Origin of the sequence: Microbacterium salsuginis (assembly GCF_012524205.1) — a bacterium.
GTDB lineage: Bacteria > Actinomycetota > Actinomycetes > Actinomycetales > Microbacteriaceae > Microbacterium > Microbacterium salsuginis.
Window position 1 is genome coordinate 1,276,840 of record NZ_JABACI010000001.1, and the last position, 15,554, is coordinate 1,292,393.

The following is a 15,554-nucleotide window of genomic DNA, read 5'->3' on the forward strand; positions in this document are numbered from 1 at the left end:
GGAGCCGGCTCACTTCAGGCTTCCGATTGCGAGTCCGCCTTGCCAGTACTTCTGCAGCGTCAAGAAGGCGATGATCAGCGGGATCACCGAGACCAGCGAGCCGAGCACGATGATGCTCCACAGGCTCTGACCCCCGGCCGCGCCGTAGGTCGAGGCGGTGGACTGCCAGAGCCCGATGCCCACGGTCACCGGGAAGAGGCGGTTGTCCGATAGCATGACGAGCGGCAGGAAGTAGTTGTTCCAGGACGCCACGACCGACAGCAGCAGCACCGTCACGATCGCCGGACGAAGCAGCGGCAGCGCCACGACGAAGAAGGAGCGGAACTCTCCCGCGCCGTCGACCCGGGCGGCATCCAGGAGCTCGTCGGGCACCGAATCGCGCGCGTACACGTTCATGAGGTACACGCCGAACGGATTGAGCAGCGACGGCAGGATCACGGCCCAGATCGTGTTGGTCCAGCCGACCTGCGCGAACAGCACGAATGTCGGGATCACCAGCGCGGTCGTGGGCACCATCACGGCGCCGAGCAGGATGGCGAACGACAGGCTCCGTCCCCCGAAGCGGTACTTCGCGAAGCCGTAGCCGGCGAGCACGGACAGCACCGTCGCACCGACGCCGCCCACGATCGCGTAGAGGGCGGAGTTCGCGAGCCAGCGCGCGTAGATCCCTCCGCCGTAGGTGAACAGGTCGATGAAGTTCTGGACGTAGTTGATGTCCGAGGCGAACCAGAGCGAGCTGCCGCCTCCGAACAGGCCGGCCGAGCTCTTCGAGCTGTTCACGATGACCCACCAGAAGGGGATCAGGAAGTAGATCATCAGCAGGGCCAGCACGATGTTCAGCGACACGCGTCCGCGGGTCCGGGGAGCCCGCCGGCGTTCGACGAGGCGGCCCGGCGTCCGGCGCGTGACGATGCGCTCGGTGGGGGTGACGCTCATGAGAAGATGCTCCCTCGCTTGCGGGTGGCGAACAGGAAGATGTACACGCAGAGGAACACGACAGCGCCCAGGGCGAACGAGATCGCGGAGCCGTAGTTGTAGTTCGCCAGCGAGAACGCCTGCTGATAGGCGTACATGTTCGGGGTGAAGTCGTCGGGGATGGCTCCCGCGGCGAGCTGCTGCAGGATCTTCGGCTCGTTGAAGAACTGCAGTGTGCCGATGAGGGCGAAGACGAGGATCAGCAGTAGCGCCGGTGCCAGCAGCGGGATCTTGATCCGCAGGACGATCTGCCACTGGGACGCGCCGTCGATGCGCGCCGCCTCGTACAGGGTGGGATCGATGCCCTGCAGTGCGGCGTACAGGATGATCATGTAGTAGCCGGCCCATTGCCACGTGACGATGTTGAGCAGGCCGTAGAAGATCAGGCCGCGACTCAGGAAATCAGGGGCCGTCGCGCCGAATGTTTCGAAGAGCTCCGCGAGCGGACCGAAGTTGTCGCTGTAGAGGAACCCCCACATCAGGGCGCCGATCACGGTCGGGATCGCGTACGGCATGAAGATCATGAGGCGCGAGAACCGCGCGAAGCGCGAGACGACGATGTCGAGCATCAGCGCGATCGCGAGCGAGACCGCCATCTGCAGCGGGATGAGCACGAGCGAGAAGCGGATGACGAACCACACGCCGTCCAGGAAGGACGGGTCGGTGAACGCCTTGGCGTAGTTGCCGAACAGGACGAACCGCGTCCCGCCGATCAGCGACTTCTGGAAGAGGCTCAGGTAGAGGGCGAAGCCGATCGGCAGCACGAGGAACGCCAGGAAGACGATCGCGAACGGACCGACGAAGAGCCAGCCGGTGCGATTCTGGCGCGCGTTGGTCGAGCGCCGGTGCCCCTTCTTCGTCAGGGGACTTGCTGTTGAGGCAGTCATGATTTCTCCGGGTAGGTGAAGGGATGACCGAGGGCCGGCCCGCGTGAGCACGGACCGGCCCCCGGCTTTCAGGTCACTTGACGGTGAACCCCTGTTCCTCCGCGTAGGCCACGACCGCTTCCTGCAGGGCGTCCGCCGCTTCCGAGCCGGTTGCGGACCCCTCGTTGATCCGGGCGATCTGCTCCGTGAGCTGCGAGTAGTAGAACTGCCCGATCGGGGTGTAGGTCATGCCCTCGTAGGCGTTCGCCGCCGGCACGTACACCTCCTTGTTGGCCTGCTGGCCGCTGAAGAAGGGCACCTCGTAGTCGAGGAACTCCGGCGACTCGAGCACGTTGACGTTCAGCGGGAAGATGATCTGGTTCTGCCAGCCGTCATCCAGCGAGGCCTGGTCCGCGTAGACGCCGAACGCGACCTTGGCGGCCAGTTCGGGGTCGCTCGCCTGGCTCGAGACCGAGAAGGCGGAGCCGCCCCAGTTGATCGCGATCGGGTTGTTCGCGTCCCACTGCGGCATCGGGGCGGTTGCCCAGACACCGGCGTCCGCACCCTCGCCGACGCCCGCGCCCTGCAGGTAGCCGGGGGCCCACGCGGCCGAGAGGTACGTGGCGTAGTCGCCACCGATGACGCCCGCGATGTACTCGGGGGTGAACTGGTCCTCGGTGCCGACCAGCCCCTTCTCGACCAGGCCGCTCCAGTAGTCGAGGACCTCCTTGATCTCGGGGCTGTTGAGGTTGATCCCGATCTCGCCCTCGTTGGCGGGGTCGTACTCGAACGGCTGCGCGCCGTTCTGGTACATCAGCGCCGTCGTCGCTGCGGGCTGGTTCGCGGCGAAGCTAGCGAAGACCGGGCCCCCGGCATCCTTCACGGCCTGGGCCGTCGCCTCGAACTCCTCCCACGTCGTCGGCGGGGTGACGCCGTACTGCTCGAAGATGTCGGTGCGGTAGATCATGCCCATCGGGCCGCCGTCGACCGGAGCACCGTAGATGCCCTCGCCGACCGAGACGTCCTTCCACGCGCCCTCACTGAAGTTGTCCTTCACGTCCTCGTAACCGAGGTCGTTCAGCTCGACGAGGGCCTCCTGCGCCTGGAAGGTCGCGATGCGGTCCGCCTCGACCATCATGACGTCCGGCGCACCGCTGCCCGCCGAGATGGCGGTCTGGAACTTGTCGTACGCGTCGCCGCCGGCGCCGGCGTTCGTCCAGCAGACCTGGACCTCGTCGTTCTCCTCGTTGAAGTTGTCGACGACGAGCTCCATGTTGGGGTACCACGCCCACATGGTGACGACGGGAAGGTCTTCCTTGGGGATCGTGTTGGTGCAGTTCGTCGCGGCGTCGCCGCCACCACCATCGGCGTTGCCACCGTCGCCGCCGGGCGAGCAGGCGGCGAGGGCGCCGAGCATGGCGAGCGTCGTGACCGCAGTAAGGACGTGCTTCGTCTTCACTGGAGTTTCCTTTCGATTGCGGGACTTCTTCGTCGGTGCGCGACCGTCGCGAGAGTCAGCCGCTCGGGAAGCGGGCCGAAACTCGGGTTCGGTCTACAACGTTGTAGAACAACATTTGCAGACACCTTCCCACCGGGTGCACGCCACTGTCAAGACCATTCCGAAAAATCCTGGGGCGGTTGCGAAACTTCGCATTGCAACGATGTAGATTCGTCGGATGCTGTCCTGCGATGCGAGCCTTCCGCCACCGCGATGCGGACGTCGGGCGCAGTAGAGTGAGACATCCACAGGGGAAAGCGGGAGCGTCGATGGGACCGACGATGCACGACGTCGCCCGGGTGGCGGGCGTCTCGATCAAGACGGTCTCGAACGTCATCAACGACTATCCGCACGTGCGCCCAGGGACACGCGATCGGGTGATCGAGGCCATCGAGCAGCTCGATTACCGGCCGAACCTGTCGGCACGCGGTCTGCGATCCGGTCGCACCGGAGTCATCGGACTCGCCGTCCCCTCGCTTCGCGAGAACTACTTCGCCGAGCTCGCCGATGCCGTCATCCGCGCCGCCGAGAAGCGCGGACTGGGAGTGATGGTGGAGCAGACCAGCGGTCAGCGCGACGCCGAGCTGCGGGCGGTGGCGAGCAGCCGGCCCCGGTTCCTCGACGGGCTGCTTTTCAGCCCGGTCAGCCTGGGCCAGGAGGATGCGCCGGCCCTGTCGGTCGACGGGCCTCTCGTGCTTCTCGGTGAGCGGATCTTCGGCGGCCCGACCGACCACGTCACGATGCACAACATGTCGTCGGCACAGGCAGCCGTGGAGCACCTGCTGTCGATCGGCCGGCGGCGCATCGCTCTCGTGGGCGCCGATCTGCACGGCGGCGAAGAGCCCAGCTCGGCCAACCTGCGTCTGAAGGGTTACGTGCGGGCCCTCGAGCAGGCGGGGATCGAGCTGGATCCGACTCTCGTGCGTACGACGGAGATGTCCCGGTGGAACCGCGCCGGCGGTGCGGCGGCGATCCACGTCATGGTTCGCGAGGGCGTCGCCTTCGATGCGGTGTTCGCACTCAGCGACACGCTCGGCCTCGGTGTGCTGCGCGCGCTCCGCGAAGAAGGCATCACCGTTCCGGACGACGTCGCCGTCATCGGCTTCGACAACATCGATGAGAGCAGGTACTCGGTGCCCTCGATGACCACGGTCGACCCCGGCAGGGACGAGATCGCCGCGATCGCGGTCGACCGGCTCATCGAGCGCATCAACGAGAAGGGCGAGCGGCGCCCGCCCGAGACCTTCAAGCCCGCCTTCCGCATCGTCGCTCGCGAGTCGACCGGCTTCGCGAGCGCCGACGACGACGAGTAGGACGGGCCAGGGCCCCCGTCGCTAGATCACAGCCTCCGACCACGGGTCGGGGTTGCCGAAGCGGTGCGCGGTGATCGTCACCGACTGCTCTCGCAGGAACGGCAGCAGCTCCAGTCGTCCCGCGGTCGTCACGTCGTTGTCGTAGACGGCCAGGTCGGGGTCTCCCCCGGCTGCGCGCGAGAGCTGCCCGTGGAGCGCCGCGACCGCCTCCGCGGGACCGATCAGCCGCACGCGCGTCGGCCGGGGAGTCGCGACGCCGTCGTCGGCTGCCGCCCGGATGCCGGCATCCGTCGCGGTGATCCGCTCGAGCCACTGCTCGTCGGACTCGACGAAGACCCCGACCCCGAGGTCGCTCAGCACCCGCCGCACGGCGGCCGGCAGTCCGACCGGCGCGCTCAGCGTCAGGGCCGACCCGGCGCGGACACCGGCCACGACGGTCCGCAGCACCGCCTGCCAGGTCGCATCCGCGGTGGCCCGCAGGCCGACCGAAGGGACGGGGCGGTAGCGGAAGAGGTTGCGCTCGATGCCCAGTCCCGACACATCCTTGACCTGCCCGAACTCGCGGTCCCACGCGATCGCGTCCGAGAGCGCACCCCGCCGCAGCCATTCGAACGCGTCGTAGTCCAGCGAGGGCTGTGCCGCCTCGATGATCGCGGCGATGCGCGAGTCGAGGCCTCGCAGGTGCAGGGTCGCGGATGCCGCGCCGCGGGAGGTCGCGCGCCAGCGGCCCAGGCCGACCAGGTAGTTTGGTCCGCCGGCCTTCGTGCCGGGGCCGACCGATGACCGCTTCCAGCCGCCGAACGGCTGGCGCTGCACGATGGCTCCCGTGATGCCCCGGTTGACGTAGAGATTTCCCGCCTCGACACGGTCGAGCCACAGGGAGAGGTCCTCGGGGTTCTGCGTGTAGAGGCCCGCCGTCAGGCCGTACGCGACGGCGTTCTGCAGCTCGATCGCGTGCGACAACGACGAAGCGTGCATGACGCCCAGCACCGGCCCGAAGAACTCCTCGTGGTGGAAGCGCGATCCCGGCTGCACGCCCGTGCGGATGCCGGGAGACCACAGGCGCCCGGCGAACTCTGGATCGGCGTCGAGCAGGCGCGGCTCGATGAGCCACTTCTCGCCCTCGTCGAGGGTCGACAGCGCCCACTGCAGCTTGCCGCGCGGCGGCTCGATGACGGGGCCCACCTCGGCGAGCGGGTCGGTCGGCGAGCCGATCCGCAGCGACGTGACCGCGTCGACGAGCTGTCGCGCGAATCTGCGGGAGTGCCCGACCGGTCCGACGAGGATCGCGAGCGACGCGGCCGAGCATTTCTGCCCGGCGTGCCCGAAGGCGCTCTTGACGAGATCGGATGCCGCCAGATCGAGATCCGCGGACGGCATGACGATCATGGCGTTCTTGCCGCTCGTCTCGGCGAGCAGCGGCAGGTCGGGGCGCCACGACCGGAACAGGGCCGCAGTTTCCCACGAGCCGGTGAGGATGACGCGGTCCACAGCGGGATGCGCGATGAGCGCCTGCCCGAGGCCGCCCTCGTCGATGTCGACGAGAGCCAGCACATCGCGCGGCACTCCTGCCTGCCACAAGGCCTCGGCGACCACGGCCGCACAGCGGCGCGCCTGGGGTGCGGGCTTGAACACGACGCCCGAACCCGCCGCGAGGGCGGCGAGCACGCCGCCCGCCGGAATGGCGATCGGGAAGTTCCAGGGCGGCGTCACCACGGTCAGCCGGGCCGGCTCGAACACGGCGCCGCTGACCCGGTCGAGCTCGCGCGCCGTGGCTGCGTAGTAGTTCGCGAAGTCGACGGCCTCGCTCACCTCGACGTCGGCCTCGGCGAAGACCTTGCCGGTCTCGGAGGCGGCGACCTCGATCAGCTCGCCGCGGCGCGCCTCTAGCGCGTGCGCTGCTTCGGCCAGCACCGCGGCGCGATCGGCCGCGGGCGTCGCGCCCCATGCGGCCGCAGCATCCCTCACCCGTGCCACGATCTGCTGAAGCTCTGGCTCGCCCGTCACCCGTGCGGCTGCGATGGTCGCGTCGCCCGCGCGGGACACGTCGATACGGGACAGGATGCCGCGGGCCCATTCCCGATTCGCCGGCAGAGCCGGGTCGGTGTCGGGGGTGTTGCGGAAGCCCGGTGCGCCGACGCTGCGGGCGGCCGTCTCTCGCGGCGCGAACACCGCGGTCTCGACGAAGGCCTCACCGCCGAAGACCTGCTCCTCGACCGACGGCGCGACCGGCGCGGTGTCGGCGCCGGCGTCGATGGTGGAGTCGACCGCGACGGCGGACCGGGCGATGCCGATCACAGCCTGCGTCAGTCCGGCGTCCTCCTCGGGCGCTCCGCCGCGCAGCAGCCGTGCCCGCGCGCGCGGCGACCCGCCGGGCCCTGCCGTGCGGTCCTGCGTGCGTCGGGGTCCGATCGGAAGGGTGGTGTCGCCCGCGCGCGCGAGCGACGCGAGGAACCGGTCGCGTTCGCGCTCGAACATCGCCGGGTCCTCGGCGAGGTCGAACGCGGCCGAGAGGAAGTTCTCGCTCGAGGCGTTCTCCTCCAGGCGCCGCACGAGGTAGCTGATCGCGACGTCGAACTCGTCGGGGCGCACCACCGGCACGTAGAGCAGCACGTGTCCGACCTCGCGCGACACCGCGGCGACCTGGCCCTGCGCCATCCCGAGCAGCATCTCGAACTCGACATCCGGCGACGCGCCGGCGGCGCCGGACGTCGCCGGCACTGAGCCTGCCGACGTGTCCGCACGCACGCCGGTGCGCTCGGCGAGCAGCCGGGCGTACGCGATGTCGAAGAGGTTGTGGCCCGCGACGCCGATCCGCACCGCCGCCGTGTTCTCCGGCCGCAGCGCGAAGTCGAGGCAGCGCACGTAGTTCGCGTCGGAGTCGACCTTCGCGTCGTAGGTCGCGAGCGACCAGCCGTGCATGACGGCATCCACTCGCTCCATCGCGAGGTTCGCGCCCTTCACGAGCCGCACCTTGATGCGCGCTGCTCCGTCGGCGACGCGTGCGCGCGCCCACGCGGTCAGCTCCTGCAGCGCGGGCAGGGCGTCGGGCAGGTAGGCCTGCAGCACGATGCCGGCCTCGAGGTCGCGCAGGCGGGGGTCCTCGAGGATGCGGGTGAACACGGCGATCGTCAGGTCGAGGTCGCGATACTCCTCCATGTCGAGATTGATGAAGGTGCGGTCGCTCGCTGCCGAGAGGTACAGCGGCAGCAGTCGTTCCACGACCTTGTCGACGACCTCGTGGAAGGCCCACATCGAGATGTGGCTCGCGATGGCCGAGACCTTGACCGACACGTAGTCCACGTCGGGACGGCGGATGAGATCGTGGATGCCCTCGAGCCGGCGCAGCGCCTCCTGCTCGCCGAGCACGGCCTCGCCGAGCAGATTGAGGTTCAGCCGCGCGCCGCTCTCGCGGATCGCGGCGATCGCGGGGCCGAGCTTCTCGGGCCGGGCGTCGACGACGAGATGCCCGACCATCTCGCGCAGCACGCGCCGCGCGATCGGCACGACCGGCGACGGCAGTACCGGGGCCACCGTGCCGCCCACGCGCACGGCGCCGCGCAGATACCACGGCAGGAACTCGGGCACGAGCGGCGCGATGCGATGAAGCTGGGATGCCGCGGCCGACAAGCTCTCGGGACGCATCACCCCGTCGACGAACCCGATCGTGAACGGCAGGCCGTTCGGGTCTTTGAGTACGCCGGCGAGTCGCTCGGCTGCGGGGTCCACGTCGACCTCGGCGCTCTCGGTGATCCACCGCTGCGCCAGCGTCACGGCACGGGCAGCGAGGTCGTCGCCGGGGGCCGGACGGTCGGTGTCCCCCTCGTAAGGGTCGGTCACCATGCGACCAGCCTACGGTCTCGGAGCGGTTCGGATTCCGGATGCCGGGGGCAACTCGCCGTAGGCTGTGCTCGTGTCCGAGTCGCCCGACGCCGCGCCCGTGCCCCGGCGCCGCTTCGAGTGGATCCGCGCGGCCACCGACAGGGTGCCGACGCGATGGTTCGCCGGCCTCGCCACGGCCGCCTTCCTCGCGGCGACGGCGGCCTTCGGCGGCCTCGCGACGGCGGCTCCGCCCGAGCTCGCACAGCTCGAACCGGGCGACGCCCATGTGACGGATCAGCGGTCGCTGACGGTCAAGCGCGCGGTGCTCATCGACGAGCTCCCCGGCTCCGGCGTCTTCCCCGAGGAAGGGCAGCGCGTGCTGGCGCTCGTCGTCGACGTCGAGAACACGTGGGACGAGCCTCAAGGGTCGTTCGGAAAGGAGAGCATCGGCGATTCGTTCACCATCGAGGGAGTGGACGCCGAGGCGGACTCGTCAGTCGCGCGGCTGGACGACGCGACCACCAGCCCCGAACTGCAGCCCGGCGTGCCGGCTGAGCTCGTGTACACGTGGGCCGTGGACGCCGACGACTATGCGGAGGGCGATGAGCTGACGGTCACGTTGCAGGAGTTGTCGCTGTACACCGGCTCGTTCGTGATGAACGGGCAGTGGTGGACCGACCCTGTCCCGGACGCGACCGTGACCCTCGAGATCGAGGACGTCGGCGCGGGCGCCGAACCGGAGGAGGCCGGCGATGACGGCTGAAACCGGGACGAGCGCCGCCGAGCCGGGCGTCCCGGCCGCCGGGCCGGAACCGGCTGCGGACGCGGTGTCCCCTGCCGATGCGACGCCGGCCGCAGGGCCGGCCCTGGCCCCTGTCGCACCGACGAGCCGTCTGCCCGGGTGGGCGGCGTGGGCGATCGGCGCCGGTCTCATCGTCGCGGCCTGGTTGGTCGCGCTCGTGACCCCGGGCGAGGAGCAGGCGCAGGCGCCGTTCCCTGTCGAAGTCACAGTCGGACAGGAGGCAACAGGCCGCAACCTCACCGGAACGGTCACCGACATCCGGCGCACCGCCCGCCTCAGCGCCGCCGACGGCTGGACGGCGGAGGGCAACTGGCTCGTCGTCGACCTGCAGGCCGCGTCAGTCATCTCGGAGGGCGGAGACATCAACCACGCGGTCGTCGTGATCGACGGCGTGCGGTTCAGCGCGAGCGATCGTCCGGAGTCGTTTCTCGACACGACGATGACGGCGGGCATCACCCAGACCGGGAGCCTCGCCTTCGAGCTGCCGGAGGGGCTCGACGAGGGCTCGGGCACGCTCGAACTCGCCCTCGCACCCGGGAACGACGTGCGGCTCGACTCGATGATCGTGGTGTCGTTCGATCTGGCCGACGTGCCGGTCGTCGACGAGACCGAACTGGTCGAGACGGGCTGGGTGAATCCGTGACCGGGTGGTGGCGGTCCAACGCGATCGCGCTGGGTGCGCTCGCGGTGCTGATTCCGGCTGCGGCGCTGACGATGTCGTGGAACGAGTGGGCCGGGATCCGGCAGGGCTCGGCCACAGAGCCGATCAGCGTGGCACCGGGCGAATCCGTCCGCTACGCCGATGCGCACGTGGGGCCTGTCTCGGCGGAGTTCACCGAGTTGCCGCTGGCCCCGCAGGACGCACGCGTTCTCGCGGTCACCGTGCAGATCGACCCCGGCGACCCGCCGATCGCATGCTCCGCCTTCGTCCTGAGGGAAGTGGACGGCGCGATGCGAGAGTGGACGCCCCGGGACGATCTCGGGCGCGAATGGGACTCGGACCGCTGGACCTTCTGCGACGACGAAGCAACGGCTCCGTACGAGGTCGAACTCGACTATCTGGTGCCCGAGGACGCGTCGGGACCGTTCACTGTCGAGTTCGGCTCCGCGGGATCGTACCCGGAGTTCGTGAGCGCCGTCGTCGCCCCCTGAGCCGGGCGGGCCGGAGGCATGTCAGCGGCGCTCTCCAGAGGAACGGATGCCGCGGCATCCACCTGCTCCTTCGCCTCGATCTCGACCGCCTCGGCCTCACGCGTGCGCAGCTTGCCGATCACGGCGTCATAGCCGCCCGCGACGAGGGCGATGCGGATCGGCTCGATCAGCAGCGGGGCGATGAGGAAGATGAGCTGGTCGTTCACGATCCAGAAGTCCTCGAAGTCCTGCGGTCCGAAGGCGCGCGGGATCGCCCATTCCAGCAGGCCTTGCAGTCCGAGCAGCAGTGTGTAGAGCAGCACGAACCCGCCGATCAGCACGGGACCCGCGCGCCACATGAGCACGAACGCCCGGCCGATGGGGGTGAAGCGGCCGACGAGGTCGCTCCAGATGTCGGCGAGCCGCGCGCGCAGGCGCTGCGGCAGCGACCGGTAACGGGAACGGATGCGGCGGCCGACCTCGCCGCCGAGGCTCTCGGTCGTCACCGCACGGGGTGCGACCGCCTGGCCGTACACAACGCCCGAGATGGTGAGCCAGGCGACGGGGAGGAGGATGATGCCGCCCGCCTCGCCGAGGAACCACTCGACGCCTTCCCAGATCCACGCGAGCGGCGCGAAGCCGGCGGTGATCGCTTCGCGGAAGTCAGCGAGCCACACCATCGCCTGACGCGATCCAACCCACGAGGTCACCACGCCGAGAGCGAGACCGATGACCGTGACCGTGTAGTAGACCCACAGCGCCTCGAGGTAGGCCGCGAAGCCGCCCGTCCAGCGGGGCAGCTTCTCGCGGTGCCGCTTCCACAGCCACCGCAGCGCGAAGGCGATGACGACGATCGCGATCGTGATCGGCGTGATGGTCAGCTCGCCCACCTGGCCGTCGCCCGCCACCTGCGTCGCGGCGCCCTCTTCGCCCGCGAGCTCGGCCGCCAACTGCTGCCAGCCCAGCTCCGTGTCGACCTCGAGCACTCGCGCGAAGTACGCCACCGCGTCCTCACGCAGGTACCCCCACGCGGCATAGAACGCGAAGAACGGAAGGATCCCCGTCATCAGCGCGTCGAGGAACTCGCGCCGGCGCGTCGCAGGGTCGGTCGTGAGCGGTGCGATGGCGTTGAGCTGGCGCATGCCGTCGCGGAGGACCAGGAACATCGCGACGAGCGCGATGAGCCGCGCGAGGATCGCGAGAGGCAACAGCAACGACCCCGCGACCGCGTTGTACGCGCCGACGAAGCCCGCGATCTCGATGATTGCGTAGCGCGCCAGGATGGCGCCGAGATACCAGGCGAGGAGTGCCGGCCAGTGCTGCCACAGCAGGCGGCCGGCGACCTGGAGGACCGCGATCACGAGTTCACGGTAGCGGTCCTCGCCGCCTCAGCGCACGATGACGGCTCAGGTACCGTCGGCGCGGCGTGGGCGGTCCGCCGGGTCGACGATCTCGTCGGCGGCCACTTCGTCGCGCGTCCCGTCGTGGTGGACGGTGCCGTCGCTGCGCACCGTGCCGTCATCGCGGGCGTCACGCCGGGTAGCGTCGGCGGTGGCCGCCGGCGGGGCGCCCGCCGGGGCATCCGTTCGTCCCTCCGTCACGTACGGGTCGACGTCGTCGGCCTTCCGGAGCTTCTCGGCCTGTTCGGCGCGCAGCTTCTCGGCGTCGGCCTGATGCTCGTCGATCGCGCCTGCACGCCGTTCGGCGTCGATGGACGCTTCCGCGGCGCGAGCGCGCGCCGCTTCGGCGGCCGCGTTGGCCGAGGCTGTCTCCGCGCGTGCCCGAGCGACGTCGGCTTCGCGCTCCAGCGCCTTGAGCTCGGTCGAGCGTGCGTCCTCGCGCAGCTCCTCGGCGCGGTCGTGCTGGTGCTCGACGCGCCGTTCGCGGCGGCTGCGCGCTGTCATGAGCAGGGCGACGACGACGATCACGAGCAGGACGGCGATGCCGACGATGATCCAGATGAGGGTGGTCGTGTCCACGGCGCACTCCTTCGGTTCCGGCGCCGGACGGGTGGCCGGCGCTTCGACCGTCAGGCAACCGCACCACGCAGGTGCCTGGCAAACGGCTTGCGGCGCGCCTCTTCGTGCGCTAGGCCGGCATCAGTTCCAGACGCTCGGGGCGTCTGCGCGAGTGGGCGGAAGGGCGGATGCCGCAGCCCAGTCATGCACCCATTCATCGACCTCGGGGATGCCCTCGGGGCGACCCACCGCCGCGAAGAGCTCCTCGTGCGACAGCGTGCCGCCGGCGCGTTTGAGCATGCGGGCGCGGATGATCGCGCGGGCGTACACCTCCCCCGCCACCACGGCGCGGTGCTCGAGGTAGATGGCCTTGTCGTCGTGCCCGATCAGGCGCGACTCGACGTCGAACCGCTGCCACAGATTGAGCGACTTGCGGAAGGTGACGGTCTCGCTCGAGACGACGGCATACCAGCCGCGGCGCTGCATCACGTCCCACAGGCCGGTGCGCACCAGCAGATCCCACCGGCCGAGGTCGAACAGCGACAGATAGCGGCCGTTGTTCATGTGGCGCAGCAGGTCGATGTCGGTCGGCAGCGTCGTCAGCCGCACCCGCCCGATCCCGGTCGGCCCGAGCCGGCCCTGGCGCTTCGCGCGCCGCCGCGCGGTGATCATCACGAGCAGGGTCCGCCAGATCACGTTCACGAGGTGCGATGGTAGCGACCCTCGCGCGATCTGCCGATTCGATTGTGGGATGCCGACAGCCGGCATCCCACTGCGGGTAGATCTACGCGGGTGCGGCCCTTCGCCGACCATGTCCTTTCCCCGATCCACCTTGTGGTTCTCACGCCCACCATGCCGACATGGTCGGCGCGGGAACAACAAGGTCGGCGCCGGTGCGCGGCGCGGAACCTGCTGCGGCCGAGTGCGGGGGTTGCGGTTTCCGCTCGTCATCGCTCGTTCACCGGCGGTTGGGGCGATTTCCCGTCTCGCGGCGACGCGCGTAGAGTCTGGCCCATGGAAGCCGAACTCCAGACCGACATCGTCGTCCGTCCGGTGCGAGACGTCGACGCCGAGGCCCTCGGCCGCGTGCACGCCACCTGCTGGCACGAGACGTACGACCACCTCATCAGCAAGGCCGCCCTCGAGGCGGTCTCACCCAAGCGCATGGCCGAGCTGTGGACCCACTGGGCAGCCCAGGGCCCCGAGTTCAAGATGTTCGCCGCGCTCGTGAACGGCGAGATCGTCGGATTCGCCGGCTCGGGTCCCGCCCGTGACCGTGACGCTCCGCGGTTCCGCGAGCTGTACTTCATCTACCTGCTCGACGCGTACCACGGCACGGGCATCGGCCAGAAGCTCTTCGACGCCGTCGTGGCCGACAGCGAGCCGCTCTACCTGTGGGTCGCGGAAGACAACCCGCGCGCGCACCGGTTCTACACGCGCAACGGCTTCACGCTCGACGGTGCGACGCACACCGAGCCGTTCCTCGGTGAGACGCTCACCGAAGTGCGCTTCGTGCGCTGACGCTCGTTCGACGGGGCGTGTCCGGTTCGCCGGACACGCCCTTCGTCGTTCTCGCAGGGCTTTCGAATCGCGCACTTGTCGCGAAACTGAACCCGACCTCTGCAAAGTGCGCGATTCGAAAGGGAACACCGCGCGGCGACGAGCGCCCCGCATCCGCGAGACTGGACGGATGCAGCCTCGCCCCCCGCTCACCATCTGGCCCCTGCACGGCATCCCCGAGATCACCGCGGGCACCGACCTCGTCGACGTGATCTCGCAAGCGGCCGGGGGCGGGCTCGCCGACGGCGACATCCTCGTGGTGACCTCGAAGATCGTGTCGAAGGCCGAGGGCCGGTTCGTCGTCGCCGACGACCGCGAAGACGCCATCACCGCCGAGACGGTGCGGGTCGTGGCATCCCGCACGTTGCCCACCGGCTCGACGACGCGGATCGTTCAGAACCGCCTGGGCATCGTGTCGGCAGCGGCCGGCGTGGACGCCTCGAACACGCCCGATGGCACGGTGCTGCTGCTGCCGGAGGACCCCGACGCGTCGGCAAGGACGATCGCGACGGGACTGCGCGAACGCCTCGGGGTCGAGGTCGGCGTGATCGTGTCGGACACCCTCGGGCGCGCGTGGCGCGAGGGTCAGACCGATCACGCCATCGGCGCGGGCGGTGTGCACGTCTTCGAGGACCTGCGAGGGGGGACGGATGCCGAAGGCCGCCCGCTCGTGGTGACCATGCCGTGCGTCGCCGACGAGCTCGCCGCCGCCGCAGACCTGGTCAAAGGCAAGGCGGCGCGGCTGCCGGTCGCGGTCGTGCGCGGCCGGGCCGACCTCGTCGGGTCGCTCGAGCTGCCCGGCGCGCGGTCGATCGTCCGAGCTCTCGAGCGGGACATGTTCCGGCTCGGCGCCGACGAGGCGTACGCCGAGGGATTCGCGGCCGGACAGGCCGCCGACGTCGGACGCGCCCCGTAGTGTGCTCGGCATGAACGCGCGTGCGGCGAGAGCCCGAGGATCCCGGGGAGCGCAGGCGCCGGCCTTCGACTTCGACGAGTCACTGCTGACCGGGCTGACCCCGGGCGACACCGCCGCGTTCGAGGCCGGCCGGTTCGAGGCCATCGAGTACACCGGGCTCGCGATCGACGAGTGGGCGCTCGGCACGGGCGACACCGTCGACGGATGCCGGGTCACCGGGACGACCGTCGGCTCGTGGACGCTGCGCGGGGCCCGGGTGGTCGAGTCCGTGTTCGACGGCGTCGACGCGCCCGTGGTGAGCGCCGCCCGTTCAGGACTGCGCGATGTCGAGTTCCGCGACAGCCGGTTCGGATCGTTCGAGGCGTTCGACACGACGTGGCGGGGCATCCGCTTCACGCGCTGCAAGCTGGGGTTCGTCAACCTCCGGGGCGCCGAGCTGCTCGACGTCGCGTTCGTCGACTGCAGGATCGACGAGCTGGATCTGCTCGAGGCCACGGCCCGTCGCGTCGCATTCCCGGGCAGCCGGATCGGTGCCCTCAACGTCAGCGGGGCGAACCTCACCGACGTCGACCTGCGGGGTGCCGAGGTGCTCGAGGTCGTGGGGATGGCCGGCCTGCGCGGCGCGACGATCTCGCGAGAGCAGCTGCAGCTCATGGCGCCCGCGCTCGCCGAGCTCACCGGCATCCTCGTCGACGACTGACCCGGAACGCCGT

The 15,554-nt window shown here is 69.9% G+C and carries 14 protein-coding genes; 7 read left to right on the forward strand and 7 right to left on the reverse strand.

The window, feature by feature from the left end; genetic code table 11:
• Positions 1 to 9: 9 nt before the first annotated feature.
• From HF576_RS06080 to HF576_RS06090, 3 genes are all read right to left on the reverse strand, one after another.
• Positions 10 to 936, reverse strand: coding sequence for a carbohydrate ABC transporter permease (locus tag HF576_RS06080; protein WP_168911814.1), 927 nt, complete (start codon positions 934 to 936; stop codon positions 10 to 12).
• A complete protein-coding gene (locus HF576_RS06085; RefSeq protein WP_168911815.1) occupies positions 933 to 1,862 on the reverse strand; it encodes a carbohydrate ABC transporter permease in 930 nt (309 codons plus the stop codon). The genes HF576_RS06080 and HF576_RS06085 overlap by 4 nt, the downstream gene beginning before the upstream one ends.
• A gap of 73 nt (positions 1,863 to 1,935) precedes the next feature.
• A complete protein-coding gene (locus tag HF576_RS06090; protein WP_168911816.1) occupies positions 1,936 to 3,300 on the reverse strand; it encodes an extracellular solute-binding protein in 1,365 nt (454 codons plus the stop codon).
• 320 nt (positions 3,301 to 3,620) lie between these two features.
• On the opposite strand from HF576_RS06090, the gene HF576_RS06095 reads away from it, so the two are divergent.
• Positions 3,621 to 4,652: a LacI family DNA-binding transcriptional regulator gene (locus HF576_RS06095; RefSeq protein WP_240948646.1), complete on the forward strand. Its 1,032-nt coding sequence runs from the start codon at positions 3,621 to 3,623 to the stop codon at positions 4,650 to 4,652.
• 21 nt (positions 4,653 to 4,673) lie between these two features.
• Here HF576_RS06095 and HF576_RS06100 read toward each other — a convergent pair whose 3' ends face one another.
• On the reverse strand, positions 4,674 to 8,495 hold the full coding sequence (locus HF576_RS06100; RefSeq protein ID WP_168911818.1) for a proline dehydrogenase family protein: 3,822 nt from the start codon (positions 8,493 to 8,495) through the stop codon (positions 4,674 to 4,676).
• A 70-nt stretch (positions 8,496 to 8,565) separates the two neighbouring features.
• On the opposite strand from HF576_RS06100, the gene HF576_RS06105 reads away from it, so the two are divergent.
• The 3 genes from HF576_RS06105 to HF576_RS06115 are packed head-to-tail and all read left to right on the forward strand — an operon-like array spanning position 8,566 to position 10,428.
• On the forward strand, positions 8,566 to 9,237 hold the full coding sequence (locus tag HF576_RS06105; RefSeq protein ID WP_205834743.1) for a hypothetical protein: 672 nt from the start codon (positions 8,566 to 8,568) through the stop codon (positions 9,235 to 9,237).
• On the forward strand, positions 9,227 to 9,919 hold the full coding sequence (locus HF576_RS06110) for a DUF4352 domain-containing protein (RefSeq protein WP_240948647.1): 693 nt from the start codon (positions 9,227 to 9,229) through the stop codon (positions 9,917 to 9,919). The genes HF576_RS06105 and HF576_RS06110 overlap by 11 nt, the downstream gene beginning before the upstream one ends.
• Positions 9,916 to 10,428: a hypothetical protein gene (locus HF576_RS06115; RefSeq protein WP_168911820.1), complete on the forward strand. Its 513-nt coding sequence runs from the start codon at positions 9,916 to 9,918 to the stop codon at positions 10,426 to 10,428. The genes HF576_RS06110 and HF576_RS06115 overlap by 4 nt, the downstream gene beginning before the upstream one ends.
• Here HF576_RS06115 and HF576_RS06120 read toward each other — a convergent pair.
• The 3 genes from HF576_RS06120 to HF576_RS06130 all read right to left on the reverse strand — a co-directional run bounded on the left by HF576_RS06120 (position 10,332) and on the right by HF576_RS06130 (position 13,067).
• Entirely contained in the window at positions 10,332 to 11,768 is a 1,437-nt protein-coding gene (locus HF576_RS06120; RefSeq protein ID WP_343234176.1) for a hypothetical protein, read from the reverse strand. The genes HF576_RS06115 and HF576_RS06120 overlap by 97 nt on opposite strands.
• 45 nt (positions 11,769 to 11,813) lie before the next feature.
• Positions 11,814 to 12,386: a hypothetical protein gene (locus HF576_RS06125; protein ID WP_168911821.1), complete on the reverse strand. Its 573-nt coding sequence runs from the start codon at positions 12,384 to 12,386 to the stop codon at positions 11,814 to 11,816.
• A gap of 120 nt (positions 12,387 to 12,506) precedes the next feature.
• A complete protein-coding gene (locus HF576_RS06130) occupies positions 12,507 to 13,067 on the reverse strand; it encodes a thioesterase family protein (RefSeq protein ID WP_168911822.1) in 561 nt (186 codons plus the stop codon).
• A 312-nt stretch (positions 13,068 to 13,379) separates the two neighbouring features.
• On the opposite strand from HF576_RS06130, the gene HF576_RS06135 reads away from it, so the two are divergent.
• The 3 genes from HF576_RS06135 to HF576_RS06145 all read left to right on the forward strand — a co-directional run bounded on the left by HF576_RS06135 (position 13,380) and on the right by HF576_RS06145 (position 15,541).
• Positions 13,380 to 13,886 (forward strand): GNAT family N-acetyltransferase, encoded by a 507-nt coding sequence (locus HF576_RS06135; RefSeq protein WP_168911823.1) that lies wholly within the window; start codon positions 13,380 to 13,382, stop codon positions 13,884 to 13,886.
• Between the two features lie 169 nt (positions 13,887 to 14,055).
• Entirely contained in the window at positions 14,056 to 14,841 is a 786-nt protein-coding gene (gene cofE, locus HF576_RS06140) for a coenzyme F420-0:L-glutamate ligase (protein WP_168911824.1), read from the forward strand.
• Between the two features lie 10 nt (positions 14,842 to 14,851).
• The gene (locus HF576_RS06145; RefSeq protein ID WP_168911825.1) at positions 14,852 to 15,541 is read left to right on the forward strand and encodes a pentapeptide repeat-containing protein; all 690 of its coding nucleotides are present in this window, start codon (positions 14,852 to 14,854) and stop codon (positions 15,539 to 15,541) included.
• Positions 15,542 to 15,554: the final 13 nt, after the last annotated feature.